The following is a 17,352-nucleotide window of genomic DNA, read 5'->3' as shown; positions in this document are numbered from 1 at the left end:
CCGAAGCCCGGCGCCTTGACGGCCGCGACCTTGAGGCCGCCGCGGAGCTTGTTGACGACGAGGGTGGCCAGAGCCTCGCCCTCGATGTCCTCGGCGATGATCAGGAGCGGCTTGCCGGTCTGAACGACGGCCTCGAGCACCGGCAGCATGGCCTGGAGCGACGAGAGCTTCTTCTCGTGGATGAGGATGTAGGGGTCCTCGAGCTCGGCGACCATCTTCTCCGCGTTCGTGATGAAGTACGGGGAGAGGTAGCCGCGGTCGAACTGCATGCCCTCGACGACGTCGAGCTCGGTCTCGGCCGTCTTGGCCTCCTCGACCGTGATCACGCCCTCGTTGCCCACCTTCTGCATGGCGTGGGCGATCATCTCGCCGATCTCCTTGTCGCCGTTGGCGGAGATCGTGCCGACCTGGGCGACCTCGTCGGAGGTCGAGACCTTCTTGGCGCGCGCGATGATGTCCTTGACGGCCGCCTGGGTGGCGAGGTCGATGCCGCGCTTCAGGTCCATCGGGTTGATGCCGGCGGCGACGTACTTGGCGCCCTCGCGGACGATGGCCTGGGCCAGCACGGTCGCGGTGGTGGTGCCGTCACCCGCGATGTCGTTGGTCTTCGAGGCCACTTCGCGCACCATCTGGGCGCCCATGTTCTCGAACTTGTCGGCGAGCTCGATCTCCTTGGCGACCGTCACACCGTCCTTGGTGATGCGCGGGGCGCCGAAGCTCTTCTCGATCACGACGTTGCGGCCCTTCGGGCCGAGCGTCACCTTCACCGCGTCGGCGAGGATGTCGACGCCGCGCAGCATCTTATCGCGGGCGTCGGCGGAGAAACGAACGTCTTTCGCTGCCATTGTGTGCCTCTTAGCTGGTTGTTGAACCCCAAGGCCGGGACGGCCTCAAAGGGCGATGGCGGGTGACCCGATCAGGCGGCGACGACGCCCATGATGTCGGATTCCTTCATGATCAGGAGGTCCTGACCGTCGATCTTGACCTCGGTGCCGGACCACTTGCCGAACAGGACGCGGTCGCCAGCCTTCACGTCGAGCGCGTTGACGCGGCCGGCCTCGTCGCGGGCGCCGGGACCGACGGCGACGACCTCACCCTCCTGCGGCTTCTCCTTGGCGGTGTCCGGGATGATGATGCCGCCCTTGGTCTTCTCTTCGCCTTCGATGCGACGGACGACCACGCGGTCGTGCAGCGGACGGAACTTCATGAGCTGCCCTCTTGCTTCAGGTCTTGAGTTGGCGTTGATGCGGCCGGCGGGACCGCTCGCAAACTCGACTGTTAGCACTCTGTCTCGGCGAGTGCCAAAGACGGCCGCGAGATAGGCGCGGGCGGGTTCCGAGTCAAGGCTGTCGCACCCCCGCGCGACGGTGCGATGACGCGCCGGCGGCCCCGTTCCCCCTCATGGATAACGCGCTCTCATGCTGAGCCTGCACGGACCCGAAGGCCCGGTGGCGCTGCGACCCGGCGGCCCGATCGCGCGCGACACCGTGTGGCTCGACCTGAACGACCCCACGCCGGAGGAGGCTGCGGCGGTCGAGGCCGCGACCGGCCTGCGGGTGCCGTCGCGGGCGGCGCTCTCGGAGGTCGAGACGTCGAGCCGCCTGCGCCGGGTCAAGGGCGGCCTCTCGCTCTCGACCCCGATGATCACGTTCGAGCAGAGCGCGTCGCAGCTGAAGCCGCTGGGCTTCCTGCTGACCAAGGATCACCTCGTCACGATCCGCTTCCACGACCTGCGCGCCATCGAGGCGTCCGCGAAGCGTATCGCCGACGGCGACGGCAGCACGACGCCGAGTGAGATCTTTCTCGTCGTGCTGGAGGAACTGGTCGACAGCCTCGCCGACGCCCTCGAGGATATGGGCTCCGAGCTCGACACGCTCTCGACCCGCATCTTCGACTTCGACGTCCGCGGTGCCGAGCGGCGGCGCCTGGAGAGCCCGCCGCCCCGGCGCCGCGACCTCGCCCTGCGCCGGATCCTGCGCGGCATCAGTAACCGCGGGAAGGTTCTGGGCAAGATCCGGTCGAGCCTGCTCGGGCTCGAACGGATCATCCCGTTCGTCGCCGCGGCCTGCGACAGCCTCGGCCTGCCGGAGGATGCGCGCTTCGAGACGATCAAGCGGGACATCGAATCCCTCGACGAGTTCGAGACGCGGCTCGCCGAGAACGTGCAGTTCCTGCTCGACGCGGCCCTCGGCCTGATCACCATCGAGCAGAACAACGTCTTCCGCGTCCTCACCGTCGTCTCGGTGGTCGGCGTCCCGCCGACGCTGATCGCGTCGATCTACGGCATGAATTTCAAGCACATGCCCGAGCTGGATTGGGCGCTCGGATATCCCTACGCGCTCGGCCTGATCCTCATCAGCGCGGTCGCGCCGATCGTATACTTTCGCATGCGCGGCTGGTTCTGATATTCGTAAGTATGCTTCGGCCCTGACCGAGTTTATATTTGAATGCAATCTCGACGATGGCGTCGGTCCGGTTACGGACGCACAGAGGGCGCGGCGCTCCAAGCATTCGATTTCCGTCAGGCAACTCTTAAACTGGACGAATGCCAGAATAAGGGATTCATTAACGCTGTGAGGCTACACCCCACGCCGGGGGAACGCGAGCCGTACCATGTTCAATCGCACTGTTTTCAATGAAGCCCAGGCCAAGATCGACGCGCTCGACCGCTCGCTGGCGATCATCGAGTTCTCGATGGACGGAACGGTCCTTCACGCGAACGAGAACTTCCTGCGATTGATGAAATACGGCCTCAGCGACGTCCGGAACCGCCATCACCGCATCTTCGTGGACAAGAGCTACGCCGAGTCCGCCGATTACGCGGCGTTCTGGAGCAAGCTGAAGGACGGCCAGTACGTCACGGGCGAGTTCCTGCGCCTCGACAAGGAGGGCGACTCGGTCTGGCTCGAGGCGACGTACAATCCTGTCCTCGACGCGCGCGGCAAGCCGATCAAGGTCGTCAAGTTCGCCGCGGACATCTCGGCGAAGAAGAAGGAGATCAACCGGCTCCTGACGATGATCGACAACGTTCCGGTGGCGGTCATGACGGCCAATCTGAAGGACAACTTCAAGATCGACTACATGAACGCCACGTCGCGCAAGACCCTCGGCACGATCGACCAGCACCTGCCGGTGAAGGTCGACGACATGCTCGGCCGCTCGTTCGACATCTTCCACAAGAACCCCAGCCACCAGCGCACGATGCTGGCCGACGCGAGCCGGCTGCCGCACAGCACCAAGATCAAGGTCGGGCCCGAGACCCTCAACCTGCGGGTCACGGCCGTGAACGACGAGAAGGGGCAGTACCTCGGCCCGATGCTGACCTGGGCGGTCGTCACCGCGCAGGTGAACATGGAGACCGACGTCAAGCGGGTCGTCGAGGCCGTCGGCTCCGCCATCCAGGAGATGCAGAGCTCGGCCGTGGGCCTGATGCAGTCGGCCGAATCCGCGCGCCACAAGGCGTCGTCGGTCGCGTCGAACTCCGAGCAGATGAACGGCGCGATCCAGGAGATCTCCGGCCAGGTCGGGCGGGTCTCGGAGCGCGCGCAGCAGATCGCCGCCCAGGCGGGGACCACCGACGCGACCATGCGCCAGCTCGCCGAGAACGCCCGCAAGGTCGACGCGGTGGTGGGCATGATCAAGTCGATCGCCGACCAGACCAACCTGCTCGCCCTGAACGCCACCATCGAGGCGGCCCGCGCGGGCGCCGCCGGGCGCGGCTTCGCCGTGGTGGCCTCCGAGGTCAAGGCGCTCGCCGAGCAGACCGCCAAGGCGACCGGCGAGATCACGCAGCAGGTCTCGGCGATCCAGAGCGCGACCGGCGAGGCGGTCGGCGCCATCGAGATGATCACGGCCGCGGTGGACGAACTGTCCAAGCTCACCCTGGCGATGGCGAGCGCCGTCGAGGAGCAGGCGGTCTCGACCCACGAGATGGCGGGCAATATCGGCGGCGTCTCCGAGGCCGCCAACGCCACCGGTCAGCTCGCCCAGGCGGTCCAGGGCATCGCCGAGAGCCTCGCCGGCCACTCGACGAGCCTGTCGGAGAGCGTGATCCGGTTCATGAAGACGGCCTGACCGGGCGACTCAGTCCCGGGCGAGCTGCGCCCGGCCGATGGCGAAGACCCGCCCGTCCCCGAGGAGATGGGCGGTGAAGCCGTCGGGGAACAGGCTCTCGATCGCCCGGTCGCGGACGTTCAGGCCGCCGGCGTAGGCGCCGAAGGCCGGCATGACGAGGCGGGTGCCGTCCGTGACGAAGCAGCGGCGGCGCACCGCCCGCCCGCGCATCGCCACCTTCCCGCAGGGATGGAGATGGCCGGCGATCTCGCCGGGCACGGGCTCCGGGCTCGGCTCGTGGCGCAGGACGAGGCCGCCGAGCGTCAGCGCGTCCGCGTAGCGGCCGCCGACGCCCTCGTTCACGGCCGCGTCGTGGTTGCCGGCGATCCAGACCCAGTCCCGCCCCTCCTGCAGGGCCGCCACCAGGGCGCGGTCGCCCGGCTCCATGCGCTCGGGACCGCGGGCGTCGTGGAAGGAATCGCCCAGCGCCACCACCCGGGCCGGATCGTGCCGCACCACCGCCTCGTGCAGGCAGGCGAGCGTCTCGCGGGTGTCGTAGGGCGGCAGGAACTGGCCGGAGCGGGCCGCGTAGGACGAGCCCTTCTCCAGGTGGAGGTCGGACACGATCAGCGTCCGGTGCTCGGGCAGCCAGAGGCCGCCGCAGAGGTCCAGCACCAGGGTCTCGCCCGCGAGCATCAGGGTGGGGTGCTTGTGAGTCTTCTCGAGTCTCAGGCCGGCCGCCAAGATCGCATCCTCGGTGTCGTCGGGGGAGGGCGGATCGGCGGTCAGGACAGAGCCTCTTGGAGAAGCTCCGCCTCGGCCTCGGCCAGGATCTCGTCGGCGCCCTCGCCGTAGACCCGCTCGCGCCCGATCTCGAGCATCACGGATACGGAGAGCGGCGAGACCCGGTCGAGAGACCTGTGGATGATTCGCCCCTGGATGCGCTCTAGCATCATGCCGAGGCGCCTCACGTCGAGGAGTCCGGTTGCCGCATCCTGCCGCGCTGCCCGCAGCAGCAGGTGGTCGGGCTGGTGCTTGCGCAGCACGTCGTAGATCAGGTCGGTCGAGATCGTGACCTGCCGGCCGGACTTCTTCTGGCCCGGGTGATGGCGCTCGATCAGCCCGGCGATCACCGCGCATTGCCGGAAGGTGCGCTTCATCATGGCCGATTCGTCGAGCCACGCCTCCAGATCGTCGCCCAGCATGTCGACGGCGAAGAGGTCGCCGATGAAGTCCGGATCGATCGCGGCGCGCTCCGAGACGTCGCGGGTCGACCAGATGGCGATGCCGTAATCGTTGGCCGCGAAGCCGAGCGGGCGCAGGCCGGAACGCTCCAGGCGCCGGGTCAGCAGCATGCCGAGGGTCTGGTGGGCGAGGCGGCCCTCGAACGGGAAGGCCGTCAGGTAGTAGCGCTTGCCCCGCGGGAAGGTCTCCACCAGCAGGTCGCGCTCGCCCGGCAGGACGGAGCGGCGGCGCTGCTGGAGCAGGTAGGCGCCGATCTGCTCGGGCAGGCGGTCCCATTCGAACGGGTCGGCGATCAGCGCGCGCACGCGGGCGGCCAGGAAAGTCGAGAGCGGGAACTTCGCGCCCGCGTAGGACGGGATCGCCGGGTCGGTGCCGGCCGGCGCGCGGGTGACGAGGCACTCGTCCTCGGCGAGCCCCTCGAAGCGCAGGGTCTCGCCGGCGAACAGGAACGTGTCGCCGACCGTCAACGTCTCGGCGAACTCGTCCTCGATCTCCCCGAGCACGCGGCCGGTCTTCGGCAGCACCGTGCCGGGCTTGCCGCGCAGGGTCCGGCCGAGGCGGACCCTCACCCGGGCCGCCTCGACGATCGTGCCGACATTCATCCGGTAGGCCTGGGCGGTGCGGGCGTCGCGCACGCGCCAGAGCCCGTCCGCACCGCGCAGGATCTTGGCGAAGCGCTCGTAGGCGCGCAGCGCGTAGCCGCCGGTGGCGACGTAGTCGACCACCTGCTCGAACGATTCCCAGGTCAGCCCGGCGTAGGGCGCGGCCGAGACGATCTCGTCGTAGAGGTGGAGCGGATCGAAGGCGTCGGCGCAGGCCATGCCGAGGACGTGCTGGGCGAGGACGTCGAGGGCGCCCTGGCGGGCGTCCGGCGTGTCCTGGGCGGCCTCCTCCACGGCGTCGAGGGCCGCCTGGCACTCCAGCATCTCGAAGCGGTTGCCCGGAACGAGGTAGGCCTTCGAGGGCTCGTCCATGCGGTGGTTGGCCCGGCCGATCCGCTGCATGATGCGGCTGGCGCCCTTCGGCGCGCCGACATTGACCACGAGGTCGACGTCGCCCCAGTCGATGCCGAGGTCGAGGGTCGCGGTGCAGACGATCGCCCGGAGCTGGCCCGCCGCCATCGCGGCCTCGACCCGGCGACGCTGCTGGGCGTCGAGCGAGCCGTGGTGGATCGCGATCGGCAGGGCGTCGTCGTTAAGCCGCCACAGCTCCTGGAACGTGTACTCGGCCTGGAGGCGGGTGTTCACGAAGACCAGCGTGGTCCGGTGCTCCCGGATGAGGTCGTAGATCGCCGGCATCGAGTGCCACGCGGTGTGGCCGGAGATCGGCAGCGCCCGGCCGAGATCGAGCATGCGCAGGTCCGCCTTCGCGCCGCCGGCGACGGTGACGAGATCGGCCATGGGCGGCGCGACGGGCTCCCCGTCCCGTCCGGGAGAGGGTCGGGGTGGGGGAGGAGATGCGTCAGGACTGGACGCGCCGTCCCCGCGCGCGGCGGGAGGAGGGGGAAGCGGCCCCTGCGGCACCAGGTACTTCCGCAGCTCGTCCGGTTCCCGCACCGTGGCCGACAGCCCGATCGCCGCGAGGCCGGGGCTCAGCCGGTGCAACCGCGCCAGCGCCAGGGACAGCAGGTCGCCGCGCTTCGAGGTCACCAGCGCGTGCAGCTCGTCGAGCACCACGCAGCGCAATCCGGAGAAGAATTCCGCCGCCTCGCGATGGGCGATCAGCAGCGCCAGCTGCTCGGGCGTGGTCAGCAGGATGTCCGGCGGCCGGCTGATCTGGCGGGTGCGCTTGTGGGCCGGGGTGTCGCCGGTGCGGGTCTCGACGCGCACCGGCAGCGCCATCTCGGCGATCGGCGCGTCCAGGTTGCGGGCGATGTCGACCGCGAGCGCCTTCAGGGGCGAGACGTAGAGGGTGTGGAGGCCCGCCGCCTTCCGCTGGGGGCCACGCTCGGCGAGGGCCACGAGGCTCGGCAGGAAGCCGGCCAGCGTCTTGCCGGCCCCGGTCGGCGCCACCAGCAGGGCAGAGCGGCCGGCGCCGGCGATCCGCAGGAGATCGAGCTGGTGCGATCGGGGCGCCCAGCCGCGCCCGGCGAACCAGGCGCGGAACCGCTCCGGCAGGATCTCGGACGGGTCGCTCAGGCGAGCGCCATCAGGAAGCGGTCGATCAGCTCGAGCGCCCGCTCGCTCATCGGGCTCGGGTAGCGGGCGAAGACGTGGCAGCCGCCGGGATAGATCGCCGTGTGGCCGCCATTGCCCGCCGCCGCCCAGCGCGCCGACATGTACAGCGTGTCGTCGAGGAGTGGGTCGGCGGTGCCGATGGTGAACAGGGCCGGCGGCAGACCCTTCAGGTCGGCGTAGATCGGCGACACGTCCGGCCGGCGCCGGTCGATGCCCTCCCGGACGTAGCCGTCGGCGAACTTGGTCAGGTCGCGGGTGTTCACGACCAGCCGCTCCTCGCCCCAGTTCCGCACCGATGGAGTGAGACCGAGATCGAAGAAGCCGGCGTTGAGGTTGGCGCCCCGGAAGGCCCGCGGCAGGTTGTGCTTGTCGCGCAGCCGCAGCAGCACCATCACGGCGAGGTGCGCCCCCACCGACTCGCCGCCGATGGTCAGCGCGTGGATGCCGAACTCGGTCTTGCCCGGACCGGCCAGCCACAGGGCCGCCGCCTCGCAGTCGAGCAGCGCCGCCGGATACGGGTGCTCGGGGGCGAGGCGGTACTCGACCGACAGGGCGACGAAGCCGCAGGTGTCGGCGATGCGCTCCAGCCAGGGATCCTGCTCGTCGGCGGAGCCCCAGACCCAGCCGCCGCGGTGGATGTGCAGGTAGGCGCCGCGCAGCTTCGTGCCGGGCTTGGGCCGGACGACGCGGAGCTTGAGCGGGCCGCCGGGCCCGTCGATCGTCAGCCACTCGGCCCGGGCGCTGTGCGGCATGGCGGGCGCCGCCTTGGTGCCCAGACGGCGCCGCTCGCGCACCTCGGCGATCGGCAGCGACCAGGGATCGGGCAGCGCGGCGTGCGCCGAGACGATCTCGGCATTGAGCCGGAGCGTCTCGGGATCGATCGTCGCCGGGTCGAACAGGGCGTGGTCGATCATCGTGCGTATGGTCCCGTCGGCACTCAGAGCCTCTCACACCAATTCCCGATTCCCGGGAGTTCTCCCTTTGGCCGAGGCCGCGCCGCGAGAGTCCCGCGGCGTAGTCCACCCCGTCCGGCATCTTGGCGCGCGCGACGCCGCTTGCCATCTGCACGGCGCGCGAGAAACCCGCCAACGCCTGATCCGCGCTCGAGTTTCGACGCGGTGTGGTGTGCCGGTCACGGTTCCGCCCGCTTCGTCGCCGATCCGAGGGCCCTGAGGCTTCACGAGGACGCAATGCTCGTCGATCACGACCGGCGCCGGCAAGGCTATCAGCAGGGCGCCCCGCCAAACGCCCCCTATGGCGCGGACAGCTACCGGTCGCGCCCCTCCGCCCTGCGGCGGTTCCTCGGCGGCTCGCCGGCCGGCGTGTTCCTGCGGCTCCTGTTCCTGTCGGTGCTGGTCGGCGCCTTCATGTCGATGCTCGGCCTGACGCCGGGGCGGCTGTTCTGGCACGTCTACGATTCGGCGCGGGCGCTGGTGGAGGTCGGGCTCGCCTCGCTCCACGATTTCGGCGGCTGGATCGTCGCCGGGGCGATCGTCGTCGTGCCGCTCTGGCTGATCGCGCGCCTCTTCGCCGTTTCCCGCTGACGGGGTCCGGGGCCGATCCGGCACGGTCGCGCCCCGACGTCCCAGCGCGCCGCGGGTTCGGGCAGATCGGCCGCCCGCCACCGCAACCCGCCGATGCGATCGGAGCGCTTTTCGCGGGCGGCGCGTCTCCGTAGCGTGCGGCATGATGCACACCGTCGCCAGCCCGGCCCGCCCGACGAACCGCCGCGTCCTGGCCCTGGCGCTGCCCATGACGATCGCCAACGTCACGACACCGATGCTCGGCTTCATCGGGGCGGCGGTGATCGGGCGGCTTGGCGACGCGGCGCTGCTCGGGGCCATCGCCCTCGGCGCGGTGATCTTCGACGCAATCTTCTGGTCGTTCGGGGCGCTCCGCATGGCGACCGCCGGCCTGACCGCGCAGGCGGTCGGAGGGCGCGACGACGCTGAGGTCGAACGCATCCTGGCGCGGGCGCTGGCGGCGGGCGCCCTGATCGGGCTCGTCCTGGTAGCCCTGCAGGGGCCCCTCGCGCAGCTCGCCCTCGCGATCAGCGGGGCGAGCGCGGCGGTCATCGCCGGTCTCGCGACCTACTTCCACATCCGCATCCTGTCCGCGCCCTTCGTGCTGGCGAGCTACGGCGTGCTCGGCTCGGTCCTGGGCCGCGGGCGCACCGATCTCGGCTTGCTGCTGCAGATCGCCATCAACCTGACCAACGTCGCGCTGACGCTCATTCTGGTCCTGGGCTTCGGCCTGGGCCTCGCCGGCGCGGCGCTGGCAACCCTCGGCGCCGAGGCGCTCGGGCTCGGGCTCGGGCTGATACTCCTGGCGCGGCTCGGCTCCCGGCCCTTCCGGGTGCCGCTGCGCGACCTCCGCGACGCCGCGGCGCTCCGCCGGACGCTCAGCGTCAACGGCGACGTCATCCTGCGGACGCTCGCGCTGATCACCGGCATCGTGCTGTTCTCGGCGCTCGGCGCCCGGCAGGGCGACGTGGTCCTGGCCGCGAACTCGGTCCTGTGGAATCTGTTCCTGATCGGCGGTTTCTTCCTCGACGGCTTCGCCACGGCGGCCGAGACCCTGTGCGGCCAGGCCGTCGGCGCCCGGGACCGGGAGGCGTTCGACGCGGCCGCCACACTGAGCCTGCGCTGGTGCCTCGGCTTCGGCCTCGCGGTCAGCCTGGTGTCTCTGGCGGGCGGCCCGGCCTTCATCGATGCCGTGACCACGAACGGTCCGGTCCGCGAGGCGGCCCGGTCCTACCTCGTCCTCGCCGCCCTGGCGCCGCTCGCCGCCGCGGCGCCCTTCGCGTATGACGGGATCTATATCGGCGCGACCTGGACGCGGGCGATGCGCAACCTGATGGTGTGCGCGCTCGCCGCCTACTGCGCGATCCTCGCGCTCGTCGAGAGCCTGGGCTTCGGCAATACCGGGCTGTGGCTGGCCTTCGTGAGCTTCCTGGGCGCCCGGGGCCTCGGACAGGCGATCGCGTTCCCGCGCCTCGCCCGGGACACGTTCCGGACGCCGGCCGCGGCCGCCCTCGAACCGGCGGCCTAGGCGGCAGCCGCGCGCGACCTCGAGGCGTGCTAGCGCGGATCCTTCCAGGTGGTGGGCTGGGCCGGCGGCGCGGCGCGGGCCACGGAGCCGGTGGTCCGCGGTACGGCGGCCTCCGCCCGCCGCGGGTACGACCGGCGCGGGGCCGCGTAGCCGTAGCGGCGTCCCCGGCGGACGTGCCGGCGCCCGCGCTCCGACGAGTTCCCCACGAAGCCGCCGACCACGGCCCCCGCGACGGCGCCGATCGGGCCGCCGACCAGCGCCCCCGCGACCGCGCCGGAGCCGACGCCGAGGGTGGTCCGGCTCTGGGCCCGGGCCGCCTCAGGTGCCGCCAATGTTCCGAGCAAGGCGAGGGTGACCAAGACTTTGCGCATCGTAGAGATCCCGGACTTCGAGAATTGGTTTCGTCCGGCCTTTAAGCGGCGGAACATGACCAAACCGCGGCTTCGATCTGCGGAGAGACGGCGCGGTATCAAACCGCGCGGGGACTCACCCGCCCCGACCTTTAGGGTGTGGCGCGGCCGGGTTCGTGCTTTAGGGTGCAGCGCAACGACGGGAGGCCGCGCGACGGCCCAGGAGGGAGAAGCCGATGGCCACGACCACCGATCTGCGCCTGCGCCGCAGCGTGCTCTACATGCCCGGCTCGAACCAGCGGGCGCTCGACAAGGCCAAGTCCCTGCCGGTGGACAGCATCATCCTCGACCTCGAGGACGCCGTCGGCCCGGAGGAGAAGGAGCTCGCCCGCGATCAGGTCTGCGCCGCGGTGAAGAGCGGCGCCTACGGCAGCCGCGAGCTGGTCATCCGGGTCAACGCCCCGCAGACCCCGTGGGGCGAGGCGGATCTCCACGCCGCCATCGAGGCCGAGCCCGACGCGATTCTGATGCCGAAGGTCTCGTCCCCCGCCGTGCTGGAGAGCATCGCCGACCGGCTCGAATCCCTCGACGCGCCGGACGGCATCGCGATCTGGGCGATGATCGAGACTCCGGCCTCGATCCTCAATATCCAGGAGATCGCCCGGGCGAAGCGCGACCCGCGCAACCGGCTGACCTGCCTCGTGCTCGGCACCAACGACCTCGCCAAGGACACCTGGGCCAAGATCGTCCCCGGCCGCGTGCCGATGCTGCCCTGGATGATGATGGCGCTGGCCGCCGCGCGGGCGGAGGGGCTCGCGATCCTCGACGGCGTCTACAACGACATCGCCGACACAGAGGGCTGCCGCGACGAGTGCCGGCAGGCCCGGGACCTGGGCTTCGACGGCAAGACCCTGATCCACCCGACGCAGCTGGAGCCGGCCAACACGTCCTTCGCTCCGACAGAGGAGGAGGTGCGCCGGGCCAAGCTGGTGATCGAGGCGTTCGAGCGCCCGGAATACGCCAAGCGCGGCGCGATCAAGCTGGAGGGCCGGCTCTACGAGCGGCAGCATCTCGGCGTGAACCGGCGGGCGGTCACCTGGGCCGAGGCGATCAAGGCGAAGGGGTTCTGAGCGCGTCCGTCCCCGCCGGAGCGAAGCGATCCAGGGCAGCGCCACGCCCGAGTCTGTCGCGGTCCCTGGGTTACTTCGCTACGCGCGTGATGACGGCACCGACGGCCCTGAATCGGCGGTGGTGTAGCGCGTCCGCTGGGTGCGCCCGTCGCGGGCCGTGACGGCGACGAGGCCCGCCTCGTCCAGGCCCGAGAGGGCGCGCAGCACCAGGGCGTGCTCCACCCCGAAGGTGCGGGCGAAGGCGCGGCTGTCGCCCGGCAGGCCGAGGTCGAGCGCCGCCAGGAGGCCCGCCGCCAGCGGGTCGAGATCCGGGCGGGCGGCCGAAACCTGGTCGAGGGCGGCGACGAACGCCGCCTCGTCGGGCTCCGCGCTCACGCGGCCGCGCGCGCCTGCAGGGTGACCAGCACCGACTTGGAGGTCGGCGTGTCGCTCTTCTCGCCGTAGGTCGTGAGCGGCACGAGCACGTTCAGCTCCGGATAGTAGCCGGCCAGCGCGCCCCGCGGCATGTCGAAGGGCACGAGGCGGAAATCCTCCGCCCGGCGGGTGATGCCGTCGTCGTGCGTGCCGACGACGTCGACCCGGTCGCCGAGCCGGTCGCGGATCTCCGCGAGGTCGTCCGGGTGGGCGAAGATCACGCGGCGCTCGCCGTAGACGCCGCGGTAGCGGTCATCCAGGCCGTAGATCGTCGTGTTGTACTGGTCGTGGCTGCGGAAGGTCTGCAGCACGAACGTGTCGCGGGTCTTTCGCGCGGCCTGGTGCTCGGTCTCGGCCGGCAGGGCGTCGGCCGAGAAGGTGGCCCGGCCGGTGGCGGTCTCGAACACCCGCTCGGCGGCGAGGTTGCGCAGCATGAAGCCGCGCGGCTTGCGCACCCGGGTGTTGTAGCCGGTGAAGCCCGGGATCGTGGCGGCGATCGCCTCGCGGATCCGGTCGTAATCGGCGGCGAACCCGGCCCAGTCGATGGCGGCGGAGCCGACGGTCGCCTGCGCCATGCCGGCGATGATGGCGATCTCGGAGCGCAGCTCCTTGGAGGCCGGCTTGTTGATGCCGCCCGACCCGTGGACCATGCTCATCGAATCCTCGACGGTCACGATCTGGATCTTGCCCTCGGCGCCCCGGTCGATCTCGGTTCGGCCCAGGCAGGGCAGCAGGTAGCCGACCGCGCCCGGCACGAGGTGGGCGTGGTTGAGCTTGGTGGCGATGTGCACGGTGAGCCGGCACGAGGCCAGCGCCTGCGCCACGACCGGCGTATCGGGCGTCGCCCGCAGGAAGTTGCCGCCGAGCCCGATGAAGGCCTTCGCGGTGCCGTCACGCATGGCCCGGATCGCCGCCAGGACGTTGTGGCCGTGCCGGCGCGGCATGGCGAGGCCGAAATGCTGCTCCAGGGAGTCCAGGAAGGCTGCGGACGGGCGCTCGTTGATGCCGACCGTGCGGTCGCCCTGCACGTTGGAATGGCCGCGTACCGGGCAGAGGCCCGCGCCGGCCCGGCCGATATGGCCGCGCAGGAACAGCAGGTTGGCGATCTCCCGGATCGTCGCCACCGAGTGGCGGTGCTGGGTCACGCCCATGGCCCAGGTCGCGATGACCCGCTGGGCGCCGAGGTAGACGTCCGCCATCGCGGCGATCTCGTCCATGGTCAGGCCCGACTGGTCGAGGATCGCGTCCCAGGACGTCGCCTCGACGGCGGCGCGGTAGGCCTCCAGCCCGGCGGTGTGGTGCTCGAGGAAGGCGCGGTCGAGGAGCGAGGGCCGGCCGGCCGCCAGCGCCTCGGCGTCGCGGGCGAACACGACCTTGGCGATGCCCCGGAAGGCCGCCATGTCGCCGCCCGAGCGCGGCTGCAGGTAGTGGCTGGCGATGGGGCGGCTGGCGCCGCGCAGCATCTCGACGGTGTTCTGGGGGTCGGCGAAGCGCTCCAAGCCGCGCTCCCGGACCGGGTTCAGAACCACGACCTTGGCGCCGCGCTCGGCGGCCCGGCGCAGGTCGCCGAGCATCCGCGGGTGGTTGGTGCCGGGATTCTGGCCGACGCAGAAGATCGCGTCCGCCTTCTCGAAATCCTCCAGCAGGACCGTGCCCTTGCCGATGCCGATCGCGTCGATCAGGGCGACGCCGCTCGCCTCGTGGCACATGTTCGAGCAGTCGGGGAAGTTGTTGGTTCCGTAGGCGCGGGCGAAGAGCTGGTACAGGTACGCCGCCTCGTTGGAGGCGCGGCCCGAGGTGTAGAATTCGGCCTGGTCCGGATGGTCGAGCCCGCGCAGGGTCGCGCCGATCTCCGCGAAGGCCTCGTCCCAGCTCACCGGCAGGTAGCGGTCGCTCGCAGCGTCGTAGCGCATCGGGTGCGTCAGGCGGCCCTGGCCCTCCAGGGCGTAGTCGCTCCAGGTGCGCAGCTCGGTCAGGGTGTGCTTGGCGAAGAAGGACGGCTTCGTGCGCTTGTCGGTCGCCTCCCAGGAGACCGCCTTCACGCCGTTCTCGCAGAACTCGAAGGACGAGCCGTGCTCCGGGTCGCCCCAGGCGCAGCCGGGGCAGTCGAACCCGTCGGGCTGGTTCGCCTTCAGCAGCGCGCGGGCGCCGGTGAGGGGTGCGCGGCTGCCGAGCAGGTGCTTGCCGCAGCTCTTCAGAGCACCCCAGCCGCCGGCGGCGGAGGAGCGCTTGGTGGACCCTTCAGACTGGGCCATGAACCGTCCTGGATTGGCTGACGCGATGTGTCTCGCAACCGCGAGATAAGCGCCTCTCCGACCCCCTCACAATGGCGTGCCGGCGCAGGCCCCTCATGCATGGGGCACAGGCTAAGCTCCCGCTGTGCAAAGCCTTTCTAAACTGCGACCCGAAAAAAATTGTCTGGCGCGGCGCCGCGACGGGCTCGCCCGCGCCGGCTCAGACCCCGCGGGCGAGGTCGGCGGCGTCGCGCCCGACGACCTGCCGGAGCGAGGCGATGCCGGCCTCGCTCATGCGCCGCAGGAGCCCGTCCTTGATGCGCCCGACGAGGCCCGGCCCCTCGTAGACCAGCGCCGAGTAGAGCTGCACGAGGCTCGCCCCGGCCCGGATCTTGGTCCAGGCCGCCTCGGCCGAATCCACGCCGCCGACCCCGATGAGCGGCAGCGCGTCCCCGACGCGCAGGCGCGTCTGGGCGAGCATCCGCGTCGCCGGGCCGAAGAGCGGCCGCCCCGAGAGGCCGCCCGTCTCCCGCGCGAGACCCTGCTCGCGCAGGCTCGCCGGGCGGGCCACCGTGGTGTTGGACACCACGAGGGCCTGGACCCCGCGCCGCTGCGCCGTCGCGCAGACCGCGTCGAGGGCGTCCAGCGCCATGTCGGGGGCGATCTTGAGGAGGATCGCCGCACCGGCGCCTGCCGCGTCCCGGGCCTCGACCGTGCGGGCGAGCAGCTCGTCGAGGAAGGCCTCACCCTGGAGGTCGCGCAGGCCCGGCGTGTTGGGGGAGGAAACGTTGACCGTGACGAAGTCGACGAGCGGCGCGAGGGCTGCGGTGCAGGCGGCGTAGTCGGCGAGGCGGTCGGCGGATTCCTTGTTCGCGCCGATGTTGACGCCGACGATGCCGGGCCGCCCCCTCCGGGCGCGCAGACGGTCGGCCACCACCTCCAGCCCCTCGCTGTTGAGGCCGAAGCGGTTGATCACGGCGCGGTCGTCGGGGAGGCGGAAGACCCGCGGCCGCGGGTTGCCGGGCTGGGGCCGCGGCACGACCCCGCCGACCTCGACGAAGCCGAAGCCGAGGCCCAGCAGCGCGTCGGGAACGCGCGCGCCCTTGTCGAAGCCGGCCGCGAGGCCGACCGGGTTGGGGAAGCGGCGGCCGAGCAGGTCGACGGCGAGGCGCGGGTCGTCCGCCGGCCGCGGCCCCGCAGGCAGGAGCGCCAGGGCGGCGAGGGTCAGGTCGTGCGCGCGCTCCGCGTCGAGGCGGTGCAGCAGCGGTCTGACGAGGGGGAAGGCGGCCGCGATCATGCCGGCAGGATCCCGGCCGGGAAGGCGTGCCGGCCGTCGGCGCCCAGCGGCATATCGTCCACCGCGACCACGGCGGACAGCGGCAGCGGGCCGTAGAGGTGCGGGAACAGGTCGCCGCCGCGAGAGGGCTCGTAGCGCAGGCCGTCGCCGAGGGCGTCGGCCTCGACCGCGACGAGGAGCAGGTCGTCCTGCCCGGCGAAGTGCCGGGCCGCCGTCTCGGCGACCTGGGCGGCCGTCGAGAAATGGATGAAGCCGTCCTGATGATCGATCGGGGCGCCCGTGAACCGGCCCGCGGCCTCAGCCTCGCGCCACAGAGGGCGCGGACAGATCTTGTAGATGAGCGGCATCGAAGCTCCCCGGAGACGACGCTGCGATAGAGGCGCGGGGCCGCGGCGGCAACAGCGCCGCGCCCCGCCCGATTCGAGGAGCGATTGCAATCTGCCGCCCGTAGTTCTACTTTCCTACGACTAGGCTGGACGTCACACAGTCCCGTCCGGACCGGCAGAGCGGATCCGGAAAGCAGATTGTCAAGTATCTCCGCGCGTACCCGGCGGGTGTCGAACGGACCCGGCGGGCGAACCGTCTCCGTGCCTCCGAGGCAGCCGGATCCCGGCTGGTGAGACGGGGGTGCCGGCCCGCTCAGGCTGAGCTTCCGAGCCCGCTATGCTGTCGCACGAGCAGATCTGGAACGCCATCGACCGGCTCGCAGAGCGCCACGGCTACTCGGCCTCGGGCCTCGCCCGCCGCGCCGGCCTCGACGCGACCAGCTTCAACCGGTCGAAGCGCGTGGGCGCCGACGGCCGCAAGCGCTGGCCGTCCACCGAATCCGTGTCGAAGGTCCTGGCCGCCACAGGCTCGAGCCTCGACGAGTTCCTGCGGCTCATCGAGGCCCGCGAGATCCCCGCCCGCACGATGGTGCCGCTGATCGGCCTGACCCAGGCCGGGGCCGGCCGCCTGTTCACCGACGAGGGCATGCCCACCGGGGGCGCCGGCTGGGAGGAGATCGAGTTTCCGGATCTCGGCGAGGAGCGGGCCTTTGCGCTGGAGATCCAGGGCGATTCCATGCTGCCGCTGTTCCGGGACGGCGACGTCCTGATCGTGTCGCCGACGGCCAGCGTGCGCAAGGGCGACCGCGTCGTGGTCCGCCTGCACGGCGGCGAGGTCCTGGCCAAGGAGCTGCGGCGGCGTACCGCCCGGACCGTGGAACTGGCCTCCCTGAACCCCGAGCACGAGGACCGGGTCCTCAATCTCGGCGAGGTGGCCTGGATGGCCCGGGTGATGTGGGTGCGCCAGTAGGCGGTGCCCGGACGGGTCGGCACGCCGATCGACGCGCGGATCCACCCGCGGATCCACGCTTGGCCGTGAGGCCGTTCATCGCTATCGCTGGCCCGTCGCGGACCT

Annotated in this window: 16 protein-coding genes; 6 read left to right on the top strand and 10 right to left on the bottom strand. The window is 71.2% G+C overall.

Translation table 11 applies throughout. From position 1 onward, the window contains the following. A partial coding sequence (groEL, locus tag H288_RS0115900; protein ID WP_026604996.1) for a chaperonin GroEL occupies positions 1 to 845 on the bottom strand: 845 nt, incomplete at its 3' end. Positions 846 to 916: 71 nt separating this feature from the next. Next, positions 917 to 1,207 (bottom strand): co-chaperone GroES, encoded by a 291-nt coding sequence (gene groES / locus H288_RS0115895; RefSeq protein WP_020093567.1) that lies wholly within the window; start codon positions 1,205 to 1,207, stop codon positions 917 to 919. A 211-nt stretch (positions 1,208 to 1,418) separates the two neighbouring features. Here groES and H288_RS0115890 point away from each other — a divergent pair, with 211 nt between their 5' ends. Both H288_RS0115890 and H288_RS0115885 read left to right on the top strand, forming a co-directional pair. Continuing rightward, on the top strand, positions 1,419 to 2,405 hold the full coding sequence (locus tag H288_RS0115890) for a CorA family divalent cation transporter (RefSeq protein WP_020093566.1): 987 nt from the start codon (positions 1,419 to 1,421) through the stop codon (positions 2,403 to 2,405). 208 nt (positions 2,406 to 2,613) lie between these two features. Further along, a complete protein-coding gene (locus tag H288_RS0115885; protein WP_020093565.1) occupies positions 2,614 to 4,074 on the top strand; it encodes a PAS domain-containing methyl-accepting chemotaxis protein in 1,461 nt (486 codons plus the stop codon). 9 nt (positions 4,075 to 4,083) lie between these two features. Here the strand turns inward: H288_RS0115885 and pdeM are convergent, their stop codons facing one another. Genes pdeM through H288_RS0115870 form a run of 3 tightly spaced genes read right to left on the bottom strand, consistent with a single transcriptional unit; the run spans position 4,084 to position 8,389 of the window. After that, positions 4,084 to 4,797, bottom strand: coding sequence for a ligase-associated DNA damage response endonuclease PdeM (gene pdeM / locus H288_RS0115880; RefSeq protein WP_020093564.1), 714 nt, complete (start codon positions 4,795 to 4,797; stop codon positions 4,084 to 4,086). Between the two features lie 41 nt (positions 4,798 to 4,838). Then, on the bottom strand, positions 4,839 to 7,436 hold the full coding sequence (locus tag H288_RS0115875; protein ID WP_026604995.1) for a ligase-associated DNA damage response DEXH box helicase: 2,598 nt from the start codon (positions 7,434 to 7,436) through the stop codon (positions 4,839 to 4,841). After that, a complete protein-coding gene (locus H288_RS0115870; protein ID WP_020093562.1) occupies positions 7,433 to 8,389 on the bottom strand; it encodes an alpha/beta hydrolase in 957 nt (318 codons plus the stop codon). Before H288_RS0115870 ends, H288_RS0115875 begins: the two co-directional genes overlap by 4 nt. Positions 8,390 to 8,665: 276 nt before the next feature. Between H288_RS0115870 and H288_RS0115865 the strand changes: the two genes are divergently transcribed. After that, positions 8,666 to 9,019, top strand: a complete 354-nt coding sequence (locus H288_RS0115865) for a DUF6460 domain-containing protein (protein WP_020093561.1) — start codon at positions 8,666 to 8,668, stop codon at positions 9,017 to 9,019. A 142-nt stretch (positions 9,020 to 9,161) separates the two neighbouring features. Next, positions 9,162 to 10,526 (top strand): MATE family efflux transporter, encoded by a 1,365-nt coding sequence (locus H288_RS0115860; RefSeq protein WP_020093560.1) that lies wholly within the window; start codon positions 9,162 to 9,164, stop codon positions 10,524 to 10,526. A gap of 29 nt (positions 10,527 to 10,555) precedes the next feature. Here the strand turns inward: H288_RS0115860 and H288_RS0115855 are convergent, their stop codons facing one another. After that, positions 10,556 to 10,897, bottom strand: a complete 342-nt coding sequence (locus tag H288_RS0115855) for a YMGG-like glycine zipper-containing protein (protein ID WP_026604994.1) — start codon at positions 10,895 to 10,897, stop codon at positions 10,556 to 10,558. Between the two features lie 215 nt (positions 10,898 to 11,112). On the opposite strand from H288_RS0115855, the gene H288_RS0115850 reads away from it, so the two are divergent. Continuing rightward, the gene (locus H288_RS0115850) at positions 11,113 to 12,006 is read left to right on the top strand and encodes a CoA ester lyase (protein WP_020093558.1); all 894 of its coding nucleotides are present in this window, start codon (positions 11,113 to 11,115) and stop codon (positions 12,004 to 12,006) included. A 78-nt stretch (positions 12,007 to 12,084) separates the two neighbouring features. Here the strand turns inward: H288_RS0115850 and H288_RS0115845 are convergent, their stop codons facing one another. From H288_RS0115845 to H288_RS0115830, 4 genes are all read right to left on the bottom strand, one after another. Continuing rightward, complete coding sequence (locus H288_RS0115845) at positions 12,085 to 12,381, bottom strand: hypothetical protein (RefSeq protein ID WP_020093557.1); 297 nt, start codon at positions 12,379 to 12,381, stop codon at positions 12,085 to 12,087. Then, positions 12,378 to 14,675 (bottom strand): FdhF/YdeP family oxidoreductase, encoded by a 2,298-nt coding sequence (locus tag H288_RS0115840; RefSeq protein ID WP_020093556.1) that lies wholly within the window; start codon positions 14,673 to 14,675, stop codon positions 12,378 to 12,380. Before H288_RS0115840 ends, H288_RS0115845 begins: the two co-directional genes overlap by 4 nt. A gap of 199 nt (positions 14,676 to 14,874) precedes the next feature. Next, positions 14,875 to 15,951 carry a quinone-dependent dihydroorotate dehydrogenase gene (locus H288_RS0115835; RefSeq protein WP_020093555.1) on the bottom strand — a complete coding sequence of 359 codons (1,077 nt, stop codon included), beginning with the start codon at positions 15,949 to 15,951 and terminating at the stop codon, positions 14,875 to 14,877. Continuing rightward, the gene (locus H288_RS0115830; RefSeq protein WP_020093554.1) at positions 15,948 to 16,298 is read right to left on the bottom strand and encodes a DUF952 domain-containing protein; all 351 of its coding nucleotides are present in this window, start codon (positions 16,296 to 16,298) and stop codon (positions 15,948 to 15,950) included. Before H288_RS0115830 ends, H288_RS0115835 begins: the two co-directional genes overlap by 4 nt. 316 nt (positions 16,299 to 16,614) lie before the next feature. Between H288_RS0115830 and H288_RS0115825 the strand changes: the two genes are divergently transcribed. After that, entirely contained in the window at positions 16,615 to 17,247 is a 633-nt protein-coding gene (locus tag H288_RS0115825) for a helix-turn-helix transcriptional regulator (RefSeq protein ID WP_012317556.1), read from the top strand. The last annotated feature ends 105 nt before the right edge of the window (positions 17,248 to 17,352 follow it).

It is taken from the genome of Methylobacterium sp. 285MFTsu5.1, assembly GCF_000383455.1.
Classification (GTDB): Bacteria; Pseudomonadota; Alphaproteobacteria; order Rhizobiales; family Beijerinckiaceae; genus Methylobacterium.
Note: the sequence above shows the minus strand (reverse complement) of the source record. Positions and strands in the feature narration are given on the sequence as shown.